The organism is Nocardioides humi (genome assembly GCF_006494775.1).
Classification (GTDB): Bacteria; Actinomycetota; Actinomycetes; order Propionibacteriales; family Nocardioidaceae; genus Nocardioides; species Nocardioides humi.
In genome coordinates this window covers 1,831,754-1,849,198 of sequence record NZ_CP041146.1, presented here as the reverse complement: position 1 = coordinate 1,849,198, position 17,445 = coordinate 1,831,754, and the positions used below count along the sequence as shown (strand labels likewise).

General features: G+C 72.0%; 16 protein-coding genes. 12 read left to right on the top strand and 4 right to left on the bottom strand.

What is annotated here, in order from left to right:
- The first annotated feature begins 1 nt into the window (after nucleotide 1).
- Nucleotides 2-1,063: a phosphotransferase family protein gene (locus tag FIV44_RS09140; RefSeq protein WP_141004165.1), complete on the top strand. Its 1,062-nt coding sequence runs from the start codon at nucleotides 2-4 to the stop codon at nucleotides 1,061-1,063.
- On the top strand, nucleotides 1,060-2,088 hold the full coding sequence (locus tag FIV44_RS09135) for an Rv3169 family protein (RefSeq protein WP_219996363.1): 1,029 nt from the start codon (nucleotides 1,060-1,062) through the stop codon (nucleotides 2,086-2,088). The genes FIV44_RS09140 and FIV44_RS09135 overlap by 4 nt, the downstream gene beginning before the upstream one ends.
- A 195-nt stretch (nucleotides 2,089-2,283) precedes the next feature.
- On the opposite strand, the gene FIV44_RS09130 is transcribed toward FIV44_RS09135, so the two are convergent.
- Nucleotides 2,284-3,144, bottom strand: a complete 861-nt coding sequence (locus FIV44_RS09130; protein WP_141004164.1) for an alpha/beta hydrolase — start codon at nucleotides 3,142-3,144, stop codon at nucleotides 2,284-2,286.
- Between the two features lie 256 nt (nucleotides 3,145-3,400).
- On the opposite strand from FIV44_RS09130, the gene FIV44_RS09125 reads away from it, so the two are divergent.
- The 9 genes from FIV44_RS09125 to FIV44_RS09085 all read left to right on the top strand — a co-directional run bounded on the left by FIV44_RS09125 (nucleotide 3,401) and on the right by FIV44_RS09085 (nucleotide 12,551).
- Complete coding sequence (locus FIV44_RS09125; RefSeq protein ID WP_141004163.1) at nucleotides 3,401-4,195, top strand: SDR family NAD(P)-dependent oxidoreductase; 795 nt, start codon at nucleotides 3,401-3,403, stop codon at nucleotides 4,193-4,195.
- Nucleotides 4,188-6,059, top strand: coding sequence for an AMP-binding protein (locus FIV44_RS09120; RefSeq protein ID WP_141004161.1), 1,872 nt, complete (start codon nucleotides 4,188-4,190; stop codon nucleotides 6,057-6,059). Before FIV44_RS09125 ends, FIV44_RS09120 begins: the two co-directional genes overlap by 8 nt.
- 120 nt (nucleotides 6,060-6,179) lie before the next feature.
- Entirely contained in the window at nucleotides 6,180-7,034 is an 855-nt protein-coding gene (locus FIV44_RS09115) for a branched-chain amino acid ABC transporter permease (protein WP_141004160.1), read from the top strand.
- A complete protein-coding gene (locus tag FIV44_RS09110; protein WP_141004158.1) occupies nucleotides 7,031-8,131 on the top strand; it encodes a branched-chain amino acid ABC transporter permease in 1,101 nt (366 codons plus the stop codon). Before FIV44_RS09115 ends, FIV44_RS09110 begins: the two co-directional genes overlap by 4 nt.
- The gene (locus tag FIV44_RS09105) at nucleotides 8,089-8,787 is read left to right on the top strand and encodes an ABC transporter ATP-binding protein (protein ID WP_219996362.1); all 699 of its coding nucleotides are present in this window, start codon (nucleotides 8,089-8,091) and stop codon (nucleotides 8,785-8,787) included. The genes FIV44_RS09110 and FIV44_RS09105 overlap by 43 nt, the downstream gene beginning before the upstream one ends.
- Nucleotides 8,784-9,482: an ABC transporter ATP-binding protein gene (locus FIV44_RS09100; RefSeq protein ID WP_141004156.1), complete on the top strand. Its 699-nt coding sequence runs from the start codon at nucleotides 8,784-8,786 to the stop codon at nucleotides 9,480-9,482. The genes FIV44_RS09105 and FIV44_RS09100 overlap by 4 nt, the downstream gene beginning before the upstream one ends.
- Before the next feature lie 42 nt (nucleotides 9,483-9,524).
- Nucleotides 9,525-10,745, top strand: a complete 1,221-nt coding sequence (locus FIV44_RS09095) for an ABC transporter substrate-binding protein (RefSeq protein WP_141004155.1) — start codon at nucleotides 9,525-9,527, stop codon at nucleotides 10,743-10,745.
- A 42-nt stretch (nucleotides 10,746-10,787) separates the two neighbouring features.
- Nucleotides 10,788-11,618 carry a FadR/GntR family transcriptional regulator gene (locus FIV44_RS09090; RefSeq protein ID WP_141004153.1) on the top strand — a complete coding sequence of 277 codons (831 nt, stop codon included), beginning with the start codon at nucleotides 10,788-10,790 and terminating at the stop codon, nucleotides 11,616-11,618.
- 30 nt (nucleotides 11,619-11,648) lie between these two features.
- The gene (locus FIV44_RS09085) at nucleotides 11,649-12,551 is read left to right on the top strand and encodes a PaaX family transcriptional regulator C-terminal domain-containing protein (protein WP_281285817.1); all 903 of its coding nucleotides are present in this window, start codon (nucleotides 11,649-11,651) and stop codon (nucleotides 12,549-12,551) included.
- 30 nt (nucleotides 12,552-12,581) lie between these two features.
- Here FIV44_RS09085 and FIV44_RS09080 read toward each other — a convergent pair whose 3' ends face one another.
- Entirely contained in the window at nucleotides 12,582-13,370 is a 789-nt protein-coding gene (locus tag FIV44_RS09080; protein ID WP_141004151.1) for an SDR family NAD(P)-dependent oxidoreductase, read from the bottom strand.
- A 137-nt stretch (nucleotides 13,371-13,507) separates the two neighbouring features.
- Here FIV44_RS09080 and FIV44_RS09075 point away from each other — a divergent pair, with 137 nt between their 5' ends.
- Nucleotides 13,508-15,130, top strand: coding sequence for an AMP-binding protein (locus FIV44_RS09075; RefSeq protein ID WP_141004150.1), 1,623 nt, complete (start codon nucleotides 13,508-13,510; stop codon nucleotides 15,128-15,130).
- A gap of 20 nt (nucleotides 15,131-15,150) precedes the next feature.
- Here FIV44_RS09075 and FIV44_RS09070 read toward each other — a convergent pair whose 3' ends face one another.
- Entirely contained in the window at nucleotides 15,151-16,089 is a 939-nt protein-coding gene (locus tag FIV44_RS09070; protein ID WP_141004149.1) for an acyl-CoA dehydratase activase, read from the bottom strand.
- Complete coding sequence (locus FIV44_RS09065) at nucleotides 16,086-17,435, bottom strand: 2-hydroxyacyl-CoA dehydratase subunit D (protein WP_219996361.1); 1,350 nt, start codon at nucleotides 17,433-17,435, stop codon at nucleotides 16,086-16,088. Before FIV44_RS09065 ends, FIV44_RS09070 begins: the two co-directional genes overlap by 4 nt.
- Between the last annotated feature and the right edge of the window lie 10 nt (nucleotides 17,436-17,445).

Below are 17,445 nucleotides of genomic sequence, written 5' to 3'. Positions count from 1 at the left end.
GATGAGCGACTGGGACTGGAGCCCCGACGAGCGCCGACGGCTCGCTGCGTTCCTGGAGGCGCATGCGGTCACCTCCGGTGAGGTGACCACGAAGCCGATCGGCGACGGCCACTCCAACCTGACCTTCCTGGTCACCGACGCTGCCGGCCGGCAGACCGTCGTACGCCGGCCGCCACCGCCGCCGACGCCGCCCGGCGCGCACGACATGCTGCGCGAGGCCAGGCTGATCGGAGCGCTCGGCGAGACGGCGGTCCCGGTCGCGAGGCTGCTCGCCACGGCCGAGGCGGGCGAGGTCATCGACGTCCACTTCTACGTCATGGGCTTCGCGTCCGGGCCGGTCGTCACCACGCACACGCCCGCGCCGCTCGACCGCCCGGAGACGCGCCGCCGGATCGGCGAGACGCTCGTCGACACCCTCGCCGACCTGCACGCCGTGGACTGGCGGGCCGCCGGGCTCGCCGACTTCGGTCGTCCGGAGGGCTTCAACGCCCGGCACCGGGCCAGCCTGGCCCGGCTCGTGGCGGACGCCGACGGCAGCCCGCCCCCGCACTTCGCCCAGGTCGACGCCTGGCTGCAGGCGAACGTCCCGCCCGAGTCGGGCACCGCGATCGTCCACAACGACTACCGGATCGGCAATGTCGTGCTCTCCGAGGAGCGGCCCGGCGAGATCGCGGCGGTCCTCGACTGGGAGCTCGCCACCCTCGGCGACCCGCTGTTCGACCTCGGCTACTTCCTCGCCTCGGTCCCCGGCGAGGAGCCGTACAACCCGACCGAGCGGTTCGGGCTGGCGATGCTCGAGGACGGCTATCCCGGCCGGCAGGAGCTGGCCGAGCGCTATGCCGCCCGCACCGGCGCCGACCTCGGCGAGCTCGGCTGGCACACCACGCTGGCGCTGTGGAAGCTCGCCGTCCTCTACGAGTACGGGCACCGGCGCGCGCTGCGCGGCGTCGGCGATCCCTACTACGCGGACCAGCGCCTCGTGCAGTCCTTCCTCGAGGACGCGCACCGCTCGGCGGGACTGCCGCCGCCCCCTCCCGCCCCGAACCCTGAGGAGTCCCGATGAGCAATCGCTCGTACGAGAAGTTCCACGACGAGATCATCCGTCCCGAGGAGGCCGCCGGCCTGCCCGAGCGCTTCTTCGACCGCTTCGTCTTCAACGTGCACCGCACCGACGCGACGACGCCGTCGATCCTCTTCGGACTCGGCCTGCACCCGGTGCGCGACACCGTGGACGGGTTCACGATCCTCTCGACGGCGACCGAGCAACGCAATGTGCGCTACTCGACCGAGCTGTCCGCCAGCGCGCCCGGGACCTGCGGACCGTTCAGCTACACCGTGCTCGCGCCCAACCAGACCTGGCGGGTCGCCCTGGCCGACAACCCCACCGGGCTGACCTTCGACCTGCTCTGGGAGGCGCGCACCCCCGCCTGGTGGGGGGACATCGACGTCACGAACTCCTCGGGGGAGACGACGTCGTTCTCGCACCTGTTCCAGTCCGGCTGGGTCTCCGGCACGGTCGCCGTCGACGGCGAGGAGCACAAGGTCGAGCGCTGGTACAGCCAGCGCGACCGCTCCCGCGGCGTGCGCACCATGGCCGGCGGGCAGGGCCTGCACATCTGGTACCAGGCCCAGTTCGAGGACCGCTCCGTCGGCTTCCTGCTCGTCGAGACCCGCGAGGGCGGCCGGATCCTCCTGGAGGGCGCGGTCATGCACACCGACGGCACGCTCGACGAGATCGTCGACGTACGTCACGACCTGGTCTTCGACGACCAGCTCGACCTCAGGTCCGGACGGGTCCAGGTCACCACCGCGTCCGGTGCGGTCTACCCGATCGACACCGACGCCTCCGCCGGCGGCGGCTACATGGCCGGCGGCGGGTACGGCGGTCACCACGGCAAGGCGCTGGGTCGGGACCATCTCGAGAGCGACGTCTACCCGCTCGACGGGTCGGTCACCCAGCGCACGCTCGACTCCTCGCTGACCGACCGGCTCTGCTCGTTCGACTGGGAGGGGCGGCCGGGATCCGGCATCTTCGAGTTCGCGCTGACCCGGTCGTCGTCGTACCGCTATCGGCCGACGCTGGACTGAGAACGTGTTTGAGAAGTCCTGGCCGTAGCGAGCGTCGCATCCGTCGAGTGTCTCGCCAAGGCCACTTCGTTCAGACCTAGATGCGACGGCGGTCTGGTTGCACCATCGAGCATCTGCAACGCCGCGAGGCGCCGACGGGGCGGCGCGCAGCAGGTCAGGACCTTCTTAAACACGTTCTGAGGCCTTGGGCCCGCCTCATGCGTGGGCGTCGAGCCAGGCGACGACGTCCGCGGTGATCGCGTCGCGGTTGGTCTCGTTGAAGATCTCGTGGCGCGCCTCGGGGTACAGCGTGACCGTCACGTCGGTCAGCCCGGCGTCCCGGTAGCGCTGGCCGAGCAGTTGGACGAGCTGGCCGGCGCCTGAGATCGGGTCCGCGTCGCCGGAGGTCACCAGGATCGGGAGGTCGTCCCGGATGGCCGCGAGAGCGGCGGGGTCGCCCAGCCGTGCGGCACCGGCGAAGAGCTGGGGGACGGCGTCGTCGGGGAGGTCGAAGCCGGAGAGCGGGTCGGCGACGTACGCGTCGACCTCGGCCTCGTCGCGGGACAGCCACTCGTAGCCCGTGCGGTGCTCGAAGCCGGCGTTGAACGCCTCGAGCCCGACCGGTCCCTCGGCCTTCGACAGCTCCGCGGCGAGCACGTCGAGCGCGGTGGAGCCGGAGAGCACCACGCCGGCGTACTGATCGGCATGGTCGAGGATCACGGCCTGCGCGGCGAAGGAGCCCATGGAGTGGGCGACGAGGAACAGCGGGAGTCCGGGATGCTCGGCGCACAGGGAGGCGCCGAAGGCGGCCACGTCGGCCACCAGGGCGGTGAAGTCGAAGTGCCCGAGCTCGTCGGCCGAGCCGACCGATCGGCCGTGGCCGCGGTGGTCGACCGCGCGCACGACGTACCCGGCCCCGACGAGCGCCCGGGCGAGCCGGTCGTAGCGGAGCCCGTGCTCGGCGATGCCGTGGGCGATCTGGACGACGCCGCGCGGCGCGGCGACCTCGTCGCCCCAGCCGTACGTCGCGATGGCGGTGCCGTCGGTCGGCGAGGGGAAGGTGGCGGTGGTCGGCATGGGGGCCTCCTCGGGGCGCGGGGATGTCCATGCTGCCACCGCCCCCGACCGGCAGTCTCCGGTCGTCGGGGCCGGCGGCTGGAGAAGTCACCACCCTTTGAGGTTCTACAATTTTCTACATTGAGGGTTGCTTTCTGTCTAACGTGGGTCTACCTTCGTCGCACGCCCTCGGCGTGACTGGGGTCACACGACATCCAGAAAAGGTCTGAGATTCAGCAGCAGCGGTGTTTCTGAACATTGCGGGACGGAGAGCACGATGGCGCAGCAGGGCCGGACGGCAGGCGAGTTCAGCGGACAGCGGGTGGTCGTCGCCGGAGGCACCTCGGGCGTCGGCCTGGCGACGGGCATCGCGTACGCGCTCGCCGGGTGCACCGATCTCGTCCTGGTCGGACGCGACGAGATGCGCGGCAAGCGGGCCGTCGAGGCGGTGCTCGACCGTGCCCCGGGTGCGCGGGTCGAGTTCGTCGCGGCCGATCTCAACACCGCGGAGGGGGCGCTCGACGCCGCGGCCACCGCGCGGCGCCTGCTCGGAGGCATCGACGTGCTCGTCTGCTCCACGGTGGCGCCCTACCAGCCGACCCTGTTGCACGACATCGCGATCGAGCAGCTGCGTGACGTGCTGGTCGAGCAGGCTCTGGGACCGCTCCTCATGACCCGGGCCGTCCTGCCGTACATGCGCGAGGCGGGAGCCGGCGCCATCGTCAACATCGCGAGCGACGCCGCCAAGGTGCCGACGCCCGGGGAGACCGGCATCGGTGCGGCGATGGCGGCGATCGTGACCTTCTCGCAGACCCTCGCCGTCGAGGCCAAACGCGACGGGATCCGGGTCAACGTGCTCACCCCGTCGCTCATCGTCAACACGGCGTCGTACGACCGGGCGATGGCCCAGGAGTTCAGCAGGCGCATCTTCGACAAGATCACCCGGCAGGCGGCGCTCGGCCTCACCGAGCCGGAGGACCTCGCCGAGGCGGCGCTGTTCCTGACCTCGCCCCGGTCCCGTCGGATCACCGGCCAGGTCGTGAGCGTGAACGGGGGGATCTCCGTTGCCTGAGCGGATCCTGCGCCGTCGCCGCATCCGGACCGCCGCCGACGTCGCCGCGATCGAGGCCGAGGGAGGCGCCGGCCTTCCGGCCGACACGATCCTCGACTGCCTCCGCCACGTCGCCGCGCAGCACCCCGACAAGCCGGCGATCCTCCAGATCGAGGCGCCCGACTTCCTGCAGCCCGTCCGGACCGTCGGCTACGCCCGGCTGGTCGCCGACGTCGAGGCGACGGCCAACCTCTTCCGCGCGCTCGCCGGCACCTCGCCGTCGGTCGTCGGGCTGATGCTGCCGATGGTGCCGGAGGGCCTGAGCGCCCTGTGGGGTGCGCAGACCGCCGGCGTCGGTGTGCCGGTCAACCCCTTCCTCGACCTGGCGCCCGTTGCCGCGATCCTGCGCGACACCGGGGCGACCGCGCTGGTCACGACCCGCGAGATCCTGGAGGCGAAGGGCGGCGCCGATGCGGTGCGAGCGCTCGTGCCGACGCTGGTCGACGTGCTCTGTGTCGACGACGCGGACCCCCGGACGGATCTGGCCTCGCGCGCCGCGGAGCACGGCGACGGGCTCGCCTTCGTCCCCGACCCGGACCCCTGGCGGGACGCACTGGTGATGCCCACCGGCGGTACGACGGGGGCACCGAAGCTGGTCCGGCTGTCGCAGGGCGGGCAGCTCCAGGTCAGCTGGAACGTCGGTGCCCTGATGGGCAACGAGCCGGACGGCGTGACCGCGCACGGCATGCCCAACTTCCACTGCGGCGGGACGATCTCGCTCGGCCTGCGCACCGTCGTGTTCGGCGGCACGCTGCTGACGCTGACCCAGGTGGGCTTCCGGTCCCAGCAGGCCGTCGCCGCGTTCTGGGACATCGCCCGCCACTACCGGGTGACGTCCCTGCTGGCCACGCCCACGACCGCCCTCGCGCTGTTGCACGGCCCCGGGAGCGCGGAGGGCTGCGTCATCCGCGACTTCCACGTCGGCGGGAGCGCGGTGCCGATGGAGCTGGTGCGCGCCTTCCACGACCGCTTCGGCATCTGGCTCCGCGAGAACTGGGGGATGACGGAGCTCCACGGCACGACGACGGGGCACTTCGGCGGCAGCGAGCAGCCGCGGGTCGGCTCGGTGGGTCGGCCGCTGCCCTTCGTGCGCGTCAAGGCGGTGGAGCTCGACGAGCACGGTCGCTGGATCCGCGACTGCCAGGTGGGGGAGCGCGGAGTCCTGCTCACCGCGACGCCCACGGTCGCCGCCGGCTACCACGACGCCTCCCGCGATGACGAGCTCCTCCCGTCCGGTGTGCCCGGCGAGGTGCCGGCCGGGGCCCGCTGGGCCAGCACGGGCGATGTGGGCACCGTCGACGAGGACGGCTACGTCTGGGTCTTCGGGCGGGCGAAGGACCTGATCATCCGTGGCGGTCACAACATCGACCCCAAGGAGATCGAGGACGCCCTGATCAGCCACCCGGCCGTCCGCCTCGCTGCCGCGGTCGGTCGCCCCGACCTCGCCAAGGGCGAGCTCCCGATCGCCTACGTGCAGGCCCGCGACGGTGTCGTGGCGGATCCGGAGGAGCTCCTCGCCCACTGTCGGGAGCACGTCCACGAGCGCGCCGCCGTGCCGGTCGAGGTCATCGTGATCGACGAGATCCCGCTGACCCCGGTCGGCAAGGTCGCGAAGCCGGCGCTGCGCGCCGACGCCGTCAGGCGCGTGGTCGGTGACCTCGCCCGCTCCCACGACCCCTCGGCGACGGTCGACCTGGACCGGTCCGGGCCGCGGCTCGCGGTCGACGTGACCGTCACGGATCCCGACGTGGTCGAGGGGCTCGCCCAGGCCGTCGCCGGCTTCGAGTTCGCCACCCGGCTCCGGATCGCGGAGCCGGTCTCATGACGTCCCCGGTCGAGGCGCCCTAGCCCGGCGTCGCCCCTTCTCCCGCTGCCACGGACCGACCGGTCCGCGGGCGGTCCCGCCCACCCGTCTCCACCCCCATCGGCCACCACTGGAGGTGCCATGCTCGTCCAGGTGCTGAACGGTCTCGCGTTCGGCGTCCTCCTGCTCGTCCTCTCCTCGGGACTGGCGTTGATCTTCGGACTCCGGGGCGTCGTCAACTTCGCCCACGGCGCCATCTACATGCTCGCGGCGTACGTCGCCCTCTCGATCTCGGACCGGACGTCGTTCTGGGTCGCGCTGGTCACCGTGCCGATCCTGCTCGCGGTGGCCGGCCTCCTCGTCGATCGCTTCGGCCTCCGCTTCCTGGTCGGCCGCAGCCCGCTCGACATGGTGCTGCTGACCTTCGGCATCACATTCGTCGTCGCCGACGTCGTGCAGACCTTCTGGGGCACGCACGCCCGGACCATCGATCCTCCCCGGGTGCTCGCCGGGAGCACCGACCTGGGGTTCGCGACCTATCCGACCTACCGGCTGTTCGTCATCGCCACAGGCCTCCTGGTCTGCGCCGGTCTGGTCGCGTGGCTCAAGCTGTCGCGCACCGGCCTGTTCGTCCGGGCATCCGGCGACGACCGGGTGACGGCGGGGGCGATGGGCATCAACGTCGACCGGGTCAGCGCGACCGTCGTGGCGCTGGGCTTCGGGCTGGCCGGGCTGGCCGGAGTCCTCGCCGGCCCCTACCTGACCCTGTCGCCCTCGATGGGGGCGGAGATCCTGATCACCACGTTCATCGTGGTCGTCGTCGGCGGTCTCGGCAGCATCGGCGGGCCGATGGTCGCCGCGCTCCTGATCGGCCTCGCCAACGCCCTGGCGACGGTGCAGGTGCCGACCCTGGCCGCGTACGTGCCCTACCTGCTGATGCTCGTGGTGCTGCTCCTGCGGCCCCAGGGCATCGCAGGACGGAGGACGGCGCTGTGAGCGGGCAGCCGACCGTCGCCGCGACCCTGCGCAGGCGCAACCGCGCGGCCCGCTGGCAGGCGGTCGCCTGGGCGGGCCTCGCGGCGGCGGGGCTGGGCGCACCCTGGGTCGTCTCCCTCTACCAGCTCCAGCTGGCTCAGCAGGCCGTGGTGCTGGGCCTGCTCGCCCTCAGCATCGGCTGGCTGCTGCGCCAGACCGGTCAGCTCAGCTTCGGGCACGCGGCGTTCTACGGCATCGCCGGCTACGCCACGTCGTACGTCGCCCAGGAGGCGGACCTGCCGATCGGCCTGACCCTGGCGGCGGGTGTCGCCTGCGGCACCGTCGCGGCGTTCGTGGTCGGACTGGTGACCATCAGGGTGCCCGGCATCGCCTTCGCGATGCTCACGCTCGCCATCGGGATGCTGGTCTGGGTCGCCGGCGGTCAGCTCCACTCGATCACGCGCGGCTCCGACGGCCTGAACGTGCAGCTCAAGGGCACCCTGCTCGGCAAGGACGTCGTGATGTACGGGAACCCGGTCGACGCGTGGCCGCTGGTGTGGGGCGTGCTGATGACGGTCGTCGCGGCGCTCTGGGCGCTGAGCCGCACCATGTGGGGCCGGCGGCTCGCGTCGATCCGCGACAACGCCGAGCGGATGCGCTTCTCCGGATACGCCACCTACTGGCCGCGGGTGCTGGCCTTCACCGTCTCGGGCGCCGTCGCCGGCGTCGCAGGAACGCTCAACCTGGTGACGACCAGCTTCATCTCGCTCTCGGCGCTGTTCTGGTCGACGTCGGGCATCGCGCTCATCGTCGCGGTGATCGGCGGCGTGCGCAGCGTCCTCGGGCCCCCGCTCGGCGCGGTCCTGTTCGTCGTGCTGCAGAGCTACCTCGCCGGCAGCGGCAATCACTACCAGGCGGTGATCGGACTGGTGCTGATCGTGGTGGTCCTGGTCGCGCCCGGCGGCTGTGTCGAGCTGCTGGAGCGCGGTTTCGAGGCAGCGCGGAGCCGCCTCCCGTCGCGGTCCCGGAAGGAACCGGACCCGTCCCCGTCCCCGTCCCGCCCCAGGAGGCCGCCGTGCTGCAGCTCGATGACCTGTCCTTCGCCTACGGCAGCGTGAAGGCCGTCGACCAGGTGTCCCTCGACGTGGCCGAGGGGTCCATCCACGGCCTGATCGGCCCCAACGGCGCCGGCAAGAGCACCTGCATCGACCTGATCTCCGGTCGGCAGCGCCCCACGAGCGGGTCGGTCCGGTTCCGTGAGCGCGACATCACCAGGATGGCCGCGCCGCGCCGCAGGCATCTCGGCATCGCCCGCTCCTTCCAGCGGATCAGCGTCTACCCGGACCTGACGGTCGCCGATCAGCTGGACGTCGCCGGACGCCTGGTCGGGGAGCAGGACGTCGACGCCGTGGTCGCCGCCCTGGCGCTCGGCCCGTCGCTCCCGCTCACCCCCTCCGAGATCGGGTACGGCGAGCAGCGGCGCGTCGACATCGCGCTGGCCCTGCTCGGAGCACCCGACCTCGTGCTCCTCGACGAGCCGGCCGCAGGCCTCTCCCGGGAGGAGAGCATCGCGCTGGCCGACCACCTCGCCGGCCTCGTGCGCGAGCGGGGCATGACGGTCGTCCTCGTCGAGCACCACCTCGAGGTGGTCTACCGGGTCTGCGACCGGCTGACGGTCCTCGAGCAGGGCGCGGTCATCGCCGACGGGAGACCGCAGGAGGTCCGGCGCGACCCGAGGGTCGTGGAGGCCTACCTCGGCCGGAGCGCGGCATGAGCAGCGTCCTGGCCTTCGACGGCGTGCGCGCCTACTACGACGACGCCCTGATCCTCGACGGTCTGGACCTCGAGGTCGCGGAGGGCGAGTCCTTCGCCCTGCTCGGTCCCAACGGAGTCGGCAAGACCACCAGTCTCAACACGATGTTCGGCATCGCGCACCTGCGTGGCGGAGCGATCACCATCGGCGGCAGGCGACTGCGTGGCCGGGCGCCGCACGAGGCCGCCGCCCTCGGGGCGGCCCTGGTGCCGCAGGGGCGCTGGATCCTGTCGTCGCTGACGGTCGAGGAGAACCTCGTGGTCGGCTCCGCGCCCCGGCGCAAGGGACCGTGGGGCCTCGCAGCCGTCTACGAGATGTTCCCCGACCTGGCGGAGCGCCGCGGCTCGCTCGGCACGCATCTGAGCGGCGGACAGCAGCAGATGCTCGCCATCGGCCGGGCGCTGATGTCGAACCCGACCGTCCTGCTCCTCGACGAGCCGTCCGAAGGACTCGCGCCCGTCGTCATCGATCTTCTCGGGGACTGCCTCGCCGGCCTCAAGGCGGCAGGGACGTCGATGCTGCTGATCGAGCAGCGCCTGGACCTCGTCACTCGTCTCGCCGACCGGTACGCCGTACTGCTCAAGGGGGAGACGGTCGCCGAGGGCCGCATCGAAGAGACCACGACCGAGACGCTGCGCGAGCTCGTCGGGGTCTGACCCGCTGGACCGGCCGACCGGCCCACCTGAACGGAGAAACCAATGAAGAACAAGCGTGTCCTCCTCGGCGCCGCCCTCAGCGGGCTGATGATCGCCACCGCCGGCTGCTCGGGCGGCGCCGCCAACAGCGGCAAGCAGGACGACGACGGTCCCATCCGGATCGCCGTCGTCACGCCGGAGTCCGGTCCCTACGCCGCCTACGGAGAGGAGCAGCGCCAGGGCATCCAGTTCGCGGCGGACGAGGCGAACGCCAACGGTGGCATCGACGGCCACCGGATCGAGCTGGAGTTCGCCGACGACCTCGGCACCCCGGAGGGTGCGCTCGCGGCGACGCAGCGACTGGTGCAGGAGAAGAACGCCCGCTTCGTGATCGGCATGGTGTCGTCGCCCGAGATGGCCGCCGTCACGCCGAAGCTCGAGGCGTGGGACGCACTGATGATCGGCACGCAGGGGCAGAGCGACGACCTCACCGGGAAGTCCTGCACCTCGCGCTACTTCCGGGTCACCGCCAACGACAGCGCCGGCGTGAACACGCTGGCCTACTGGCTGACCGAGGAGGACCTGCCGCAGTGGGACAGCATCGCCGCGGACTACTCCTTCGGCCAGGCCAGCACCAGTGGTGTCGAGAAGACCCTCGAGGCCGACGGCAGCAAGCTCAACGCCAAGCTCTTCTCGCCGCTCGGCACGACGGACTTCGGCAGCTACCTGAGCCAGCTCGGCGGCGAGGGCGGCCTCGTGGTGTCGCTCGCCGGCAGCGACGCGATCAACTTCCTCAAGCAGGCGCTCCAGTTCGGCGTGCTCCAGAAGTACGACAAGGTCCTGGTCAACACCGGCCTGTCGTCGACCACGCTCGCCGCCCTCGACGACGAGCGGCTGGTGGGTGCGCTCGGCACCAACTCCTGGATCCCCACCGCCGACACCCCGGGCACGAAGGCGTTCGTCGAGGCCTACACGGCGAAGAACGGCTCGGCCCCGACGGAGAACATCGGCAACGGCTACCTCGGCATGCAGGCGATCTTCGCCGGCATCGAGAAGGCCGGCAGCATCGCCCCCGGCGACGTGGCGAAGGCCCTCGAGGGCCTGAGCTTCGACTCCATCCAGGGCCAGGTCACGCTGCGGGCGGAGGACCACCAGATCGAGGCGCCGACCTACGTCGGCACGGTGGAGAAGACCGACGACGGCTCGCTCGCGCTCGTCGCGACCGCGGCGATCCCGGCGTCGGAGAACAACCCCGAGGCCAACCCGGCGTGCCGGCTCGGCTGATCGGGCGTCGGCGCCGGTGACGGGCGGGTGGGGGTGAGTCCGATGAGCAGCACCACCGGCAGGGTCCCACCCCCGCCCGATCCGACAGGCCCCGATCCGACCGGCCCCGATCCGACAGGCCCCGATCCGACAGGCCCGGCACTGCTGCGGCCGCTCCACGTCCCCAAGGCCAGCGACGTGCTGGCCGAGGACCTGGCGGCCAGGATCAGCAGGGGCGAGCTCCGCGAGGGGATGGCCCTCCCGCCGGAGCGAGCCCTGGTGGTGCAGACCGGACTGAGCAGGACGTCCGTGCGCGAGGCGCTGCGGGTGCTCGAGGTGCGTGGCTTCGTCGAGATCCGGGCCGGGCGGGGCGGTGGGGCGGTCGTCCGCCGTCCGACCGGCCACCAGCTCGCGGCCTCGGTACGCCTCGTGGTGCGCCGCAGCGAGGTCTCGCTGTCCGCGCTCCTGCAGACGCGGGCGACCATCGAGCCTCCCTGCGCCGGCCTGGCGGCGGTACGGCGTACCGAGCCCGCACTGCGGGAGCTGGAGGCGAGCAACCGGCTGATGCGCGAGACCAGCGATGTGAGCCGTTTCCTGCGCGCCAACGTGGAGTGGCACATGGCCGTCGCTCGGGCCTCGGGCAACGAGCTGCTGTCCGGGCTGATGGAGGCCCTGGCGGAGCTCATCTACGACTCGACCGGCTATGTCGGCACGGTCGACGCGCAGGTCCGGGCCGACACCTGTCGCGCCCACGAGGCGATCACGGCCGCCGTCCGCCGCGGAGACCGCCAGGTCGCGCGCCGGCGGATGGAGCGACATGTCCAGGCCTATGTCGACGGGCTGGGGGAGGAGGTGGGCAGCGTTCTCGACTGGACCGGCGCGGAGCGCGGGTGAGCCGCGGGACGGGCACGCCCCGCGCCGTCGGTGGACCCTGCGCTCTCCGGGCGCGCCGGGCTGATTGCATGTGCTCATGGCCGATGGACTGGTACTGCCGAGCCAGCGGGGTGGGCAGCCCCTGCTGCCCCGCCGAGCGCACGTTCCCTGCTGTTGACGATGGCCGGCGAGATGCTGCCCGACCGTCCCGAGGGGGCATGGACGACGGCGCTGCTCCGCGTGCTGGGCGGGCTGGGGATCGAGGACCACGCCGGCCGCCAGGTGCTGGCGCGGTCGGCGGCCGCCGGCTGGCTGGAGCGCGAGCGTGTCGGCCGGTCGGTCCGCTGGCAGCTGGCCGGCCACGGCCGGGAGCTGGTGGCCGAGGGCGTGCGGCGCTCCGAGACCTACCTGGCCGCCGACGACGGATGGGACCGGCGCTGGCTCTTCCTGTATGTCAGCGTGCCCCAGCAGCAGCGCACCACCCGGAAGCGCCTGTACGGCGGCCTCGACTGGCTCGGGATGGGCAACCCCACGCCGGGGCTGTGGGTCAGCCCCCACAACGAGCGCGCGCCCGAGCTCCAGCGGCTGATCGCCGATCTGGGCCTGGAGGACACCGCGGTGGCCGTCACCGGCCCCACCGCGGGAGTGGGCATGACGGATGCTCAGCTGGTCGACCGGTCGTGGGACCTGACCGAGCTCGCCGCGCAGTACCGGCGCTTCATCGACCAGGAGGCCGACGCCCCCGAGCCCGACGGTCCCGACGCCGTCCTGCTCACCTACCTGGACCTGCTCAACCTCCAGCAGCGGTTCATGCGCAGGGACCCGCAGCTGCCGTCGGCGCTTCTCCCGGAGTGGGTGGGACGGGAGGCGGCTGCCCTGCTGCGCGAGCGCCGGCGGAGGTGGGCGCGCAGGGCCCACGCCCGCTTCTGGCAGATCGTGGACGAGTCGGCCTGAGCACGCGGAGCGCGCTCGGTGCACGGGCCGTCAGGCGATCGAGACCCCGCCGTTCACGCTGATCGCCTGCCCCGTGACGCGCGCAGCGGCCGGTCCGCCGAGGAACACCGCCATCGCCGCGAGGTCGGCGGGCTCGGCGACGCCCAGGTGCGCCTGGCCGGCCGCCTTCTCGAACAGCTTCCTGCTGAAGCCGTCGCGCAGGACGTTGGCCGCGGTCGCCGTCCCCGCGATCAGGGACGGCGTGAGCACGTTGACGCGCACGCCGTCGCGCTTGGCCTCGAGCGCGGCGACGCGGCTGAAGACGACGATCGCGGCCATGGCGGCACCGAGCGCGGCCTCGCCCGGCGTGGGGACCTTGGCGGCGTCGGAGGCGATGTTGACGATGCTGCCGCCGCCCTGCTCCTGCAGGTAGGGCAATACGACGCGGGTCAGCAGCATCGGCGGCACGGCCTGGCCGACGAGGATGCGCTCGAGGTCCGCCGGGTCGGTGCGGTGCAGGAGGTCGGGGCGGTACGCCGTCGTGGTGGAGCTGACCAGCACGTCGAGTCCGTCGAGGAGCTCATGGGCGCTGCCGACCGCGTCGACGACCTGCGTCAGCTCGCCCGCATCGCAGGGCAGGAACTCGACCCGGGCGTCCGGGCAGTGGTCGGCGACCTGCTGGCGTGCGGCCGCGCCGCGGTCGGGGTTGCGGCCCAGCAGGGCGATGCGTCGTACGCCCGCATCGGTGAAGGCCACGGCGGTGGCGAGGCCGACACCGGAGGTGCCGCCGGCGATGAGGACAGCGGAGTCGGCGTGGCTGCGGACGAGCGGGACGGGCATGCGGGCCTCCTGTGGATTTCTACAATTATGGTCACTGAGTGCCCTTGAATGTCGAGCATTTTGGTCTTACCTTTTGAGTGACGCGGGTCACTCGACGGGTGATCGACGACCATAGGACAGGGCAACAGGAGCGGACGATGATGAAGACCTCCTACTGGCCGGCGGAGCCCGGCGAAGTGCGCGCGGTCACCGTGTGCGAAGTGCTGCGGAACGCAGCGGCCACGGTCCCGGACCGACTGGCGCTGGTCGACTGCGTGCCGGACCCGGAGCTGCGGCGGACGTGGAGCTACGCCGAGCTGGTGGCGGACGCCGAGCGGGCGGCGCGCGCCCTGCTCCAGCGCTACGCGCGAGGCGACCGGATCGCGGTCTGGGCGCCCAACAGCGCCGACTGGATCGTGCTCCAGCACGGCGTGGCGATGGCCGGCATGGTGCTGGTGGCCCTCAATCCGGCGTACCGGACCCGGGAGATGGCGTTCGTCCTGCAGCAGTCCGGCGCGGTCGCCGTCTTCTGTGTCGACGACCACCGCGGCTTCGACATGCGCACCATGGTCGAGGGAATCCGCGACGAGCTCCCGGAGGTACGCGACGTGCACTCCTTCGGCGACTGGAGTGCCTTCCTCGCGAGCGCCGACCCGGCCACGGCACTGCCGGAGATCGACCCGCGGGACATGATCCAGGTCCAGTACACGTCGGGCACGACCGGCTTCCCGAAGGGCGCGATGCTCCACCACATGGGTCTGGTCAACGAGGCGACGTTCGTCGCCGAGCGCGCCGGGTTCGACGACGGCGACGTCTACGTCAACGCGATGCCGATGTACCACATCGGCGGGGGCGCGGTGACCTCCTTCGGCGCCTGGGCCAGGCGCGGCACCTTCGTGCTCCTCCCGGGCTTCGATCCCGCGCAGCTGCTGGAGGCCGTCGAGACGTACGGCGGCACGCACTCCCTCGTCGTCCCCACCATGCTGATCGCGCTGCTCGACCACCCGGACGCCGCGACCCGCGACCTGAGCTCGTTCAAGACGGTCCTCAGCGGCGCGGCCTCCGTCCCCGCGGCGCTGGTGCGGCGGACCATGGCACAGCTGGGGTGCCGGTTCTCCATCCTCTTCGGGCAGACCGAGACGCACGGGGTGATCAGCCAGACCCGGATCACGGACGCCCCGGAGGACCAGGCGGACACGGTCGGCCAGCCGCTCCCGCAGCTGGAGGTGAAGATCGCCGGGCTGGGCAGCGGGGAGCCGCTCCCGATCGGCGAGCCCGGTGAGATCTGCGTCCGCGGCTACCAGAACATGCTCGGCTTCTACGACATGCCGGGTGAGACCGCGATGACCGTCGACGCCGACGGCTGGCTGCACATGGGCGACGTGGGCTCGATGGACGAGCGTGGCTTCCTGCGGGTCACCGGCCGTGCGAAGGACATGATCGTGCGGGGTGGCATGAACCTCTACCCGGCCGAGATCGAGGCCGTCCTGCTCGACCACCCGGCGATCGAGACGGCCGCGGTCATCGGCGTCCCCGACGAGCGGTGGGGCGAGCAGGTGGGTGCGGTCCTCTGCATCCGCGCCGGGCACGACCGGCCGAGCGTCGCCGAGCTGACCGCCTTCGTCCGCGAGCAGATCGCGCCGCACAAGGCGCCGACCTTCTGGTCGTTCGTCGAGGAGCTCCCGATGACGCCGACCGGGAAGATCCAGAAGTTCGTGCTGCGCGACCGGTTCGACGCGGGCTCCCTCACCTTCGACGAGGTGCGGCAGACCACGGCCTGAGCCGCGACGGCCGGGCGGCGTCAGCCGCCCAGCCGCAGCGGCAGGCCCAGGTCGACCGGATGGCCCGCCGGGGCGCCGATGGTGCCGTCGCAGCTGCCGCACGCGTGTGGCTCGCTCGGCCGGGGGAACAGACCGTCCGCCCCGGCGACGTCGTCCGCCACCGGCCGACCGCGCCGGTCCGCGTCGCGCGCGAGCAGCGCGGCGCCGTACGCGCCGGTGATCTGCGGATGCTCGGGCACCAGCACCTCGGTGCCGAGTGCTCGGGCCAGGAACTCGACGGCGGCGGGGTTCTGGGCGACGCCGCCGGTCAGCACGACGGGCTCGTGCCGGCCGACCTGGGCCACCAGGGCCAGGGTCCGCGCCGCGATCGCGCGATGCACCGAGGACGCGATGTCGGCCACCGGGGCGTCCTGGGCGAGCAGCGACACGATCTCGGTCTCGGCGAAGGTGGCGCACATGGTGGAGATCTCGAGGTCGTTGCTGCCCCGGAGCGCGAGCGCACCCAGCTCCTCGATCGGCACCTCGACGGAGGTGGCCAGGACCTCGTAGAAGCGTCCGGTGCCGCTCGCGCAGCGGTCGTTCATGGCGAACTCCTGCACGAAGCCCGCCTCGTCCACCGTGATCGCCTTGGAGTCCTGGCCGCCGATGTCGATCACGAGGCGGCAGCCGGGGACCATCGCCGACGTGCCCCGCGCGTGGCAGGTGATCTCGGTGAAGGTGCGCTGCGCCCCCGGCACCAGGCGCCGGCCGTAGCCCGTCGACACGGTGCCGCTCAGGTCGGCGGCGGCGATCTCCGCTCCGGCGAGGGCGGCGTCGACGGCCTTCTGCATGCCCGCCCGTGAGACGGCTCCCATGGCGATCGCGCTGGAGGACACGATCGCGCCGTCCTCCGCGACCACGACGGCCTTCGCCGTCGTGGAGCCGAGGTCGACCCCGAGGTAGCGCCGCCAGCTGGTCACGACGCCTGCGCCCGCTTGACGTCGATGGCCTCCAACATCGCGGTGAGGCGGCTCTCGAGGATCTCCTCCTTGTAGAACGAGGCGTCCGCGACGTCGCCCTCGAAGAAGATCGACGGGATGCCGAGGTTGTTCTGCGCCGACCGGGCCAGCAGGCGCTGGGGGCCGGTGAAGGCGCGGCAGGTGCGCGTCGAGTGGAAGACGATGCCGTCGACGTCGTACTCCGCGCAGTCGCGCAGCGTGAGGTAGTCGAGGGTCTTCGTGCCGTGGTTCGTCGGGCACAGCAGGTAGTGCTGGGCCATGCCGAGCAGCGGGTCGTCGGTGTCGATCAGCTGCGGCTCCTGCCAGAAGGCGTTCTGGATGTAGCGGCCGGCGAGCACCGCGACACCGTGCTCGGCGAACTTGCGGGAGAGGAACCCGAGCTTGTTCCAGTTCATGATCCCGTCGAAGTACATGCGGTACCGCTCGTTCTCGACGCCGGAGATGCCCCTGTCGATGCGGTCCTGGATCTCGTCCTTCACGGCCTGGAAGTAGTCGACCAGCCTCTGGTCGCCGGGCAGGAAGTTGATCGGGGCCACGCAGGAGATCCAGTCCCAGAACGTCGCGGGCGCGGGCTTGGCCTTGCACAGCTCGAGACCCTCGCGGCGCAGCTCGGCCGCACGCTTGATGTAGGTCATCGACTCGCGCAGCAGGTCCCAGTCGAACCTGTTGCCGGACCGCTCCTCGAGCCAGGCGATGAGGTCGACGAGCTGGTCGCGCACGTAGCGCGAGGCCGACTCCCACTCCTCGCCCGCGAGGTAGCCGGCGTCCGGCTTGTTGCCCCAGAGGAACGGGTGGGAGATGTTGAAGATCGGCACCTCCTTGTCGAAGACCCGGTAGGAGATCTCGTCCCACTGCTGGCCGGTGCTGCAGCCGGCGTAGTTGTTGACGAAGAAGTCCGGCCGCGGGAGGCGGGAGGCCAGCTCGGCCTGGTCGTGCATGCCGACGACCCCGGTGCTGCCGCCCTCGTCGCCCTGCAGGGTGAGGACCGCGCAGCCGAGGTGCGTGCGCGAGTAGGAGCACAGCTCCGCGTTGTAGCCGTACTCGGCGCCGGCCAGCTGCGCCGGTCCCTCGAGCTGCTGGGCGGCGAGACGGGCGGCGAACGCCTCGCCGTGGCACCAGGCCAGCCCCGCCGCCTGGAAGATCGGGTTGAGCGCGCCGCCGTTGTACCAGACGATCTGCTTGCCGCGCTCGCGCGCGGTGAACAGCTCGTCCCAGTACTCGGCGATCATGCGGCCGCCCTCGCGGGTGACGGCGAGGCGCCGCGAGCGGTCCGGCGTGGTCGTGGTGGTGGGCATCGTGACGGTCATGGGTGCTCCT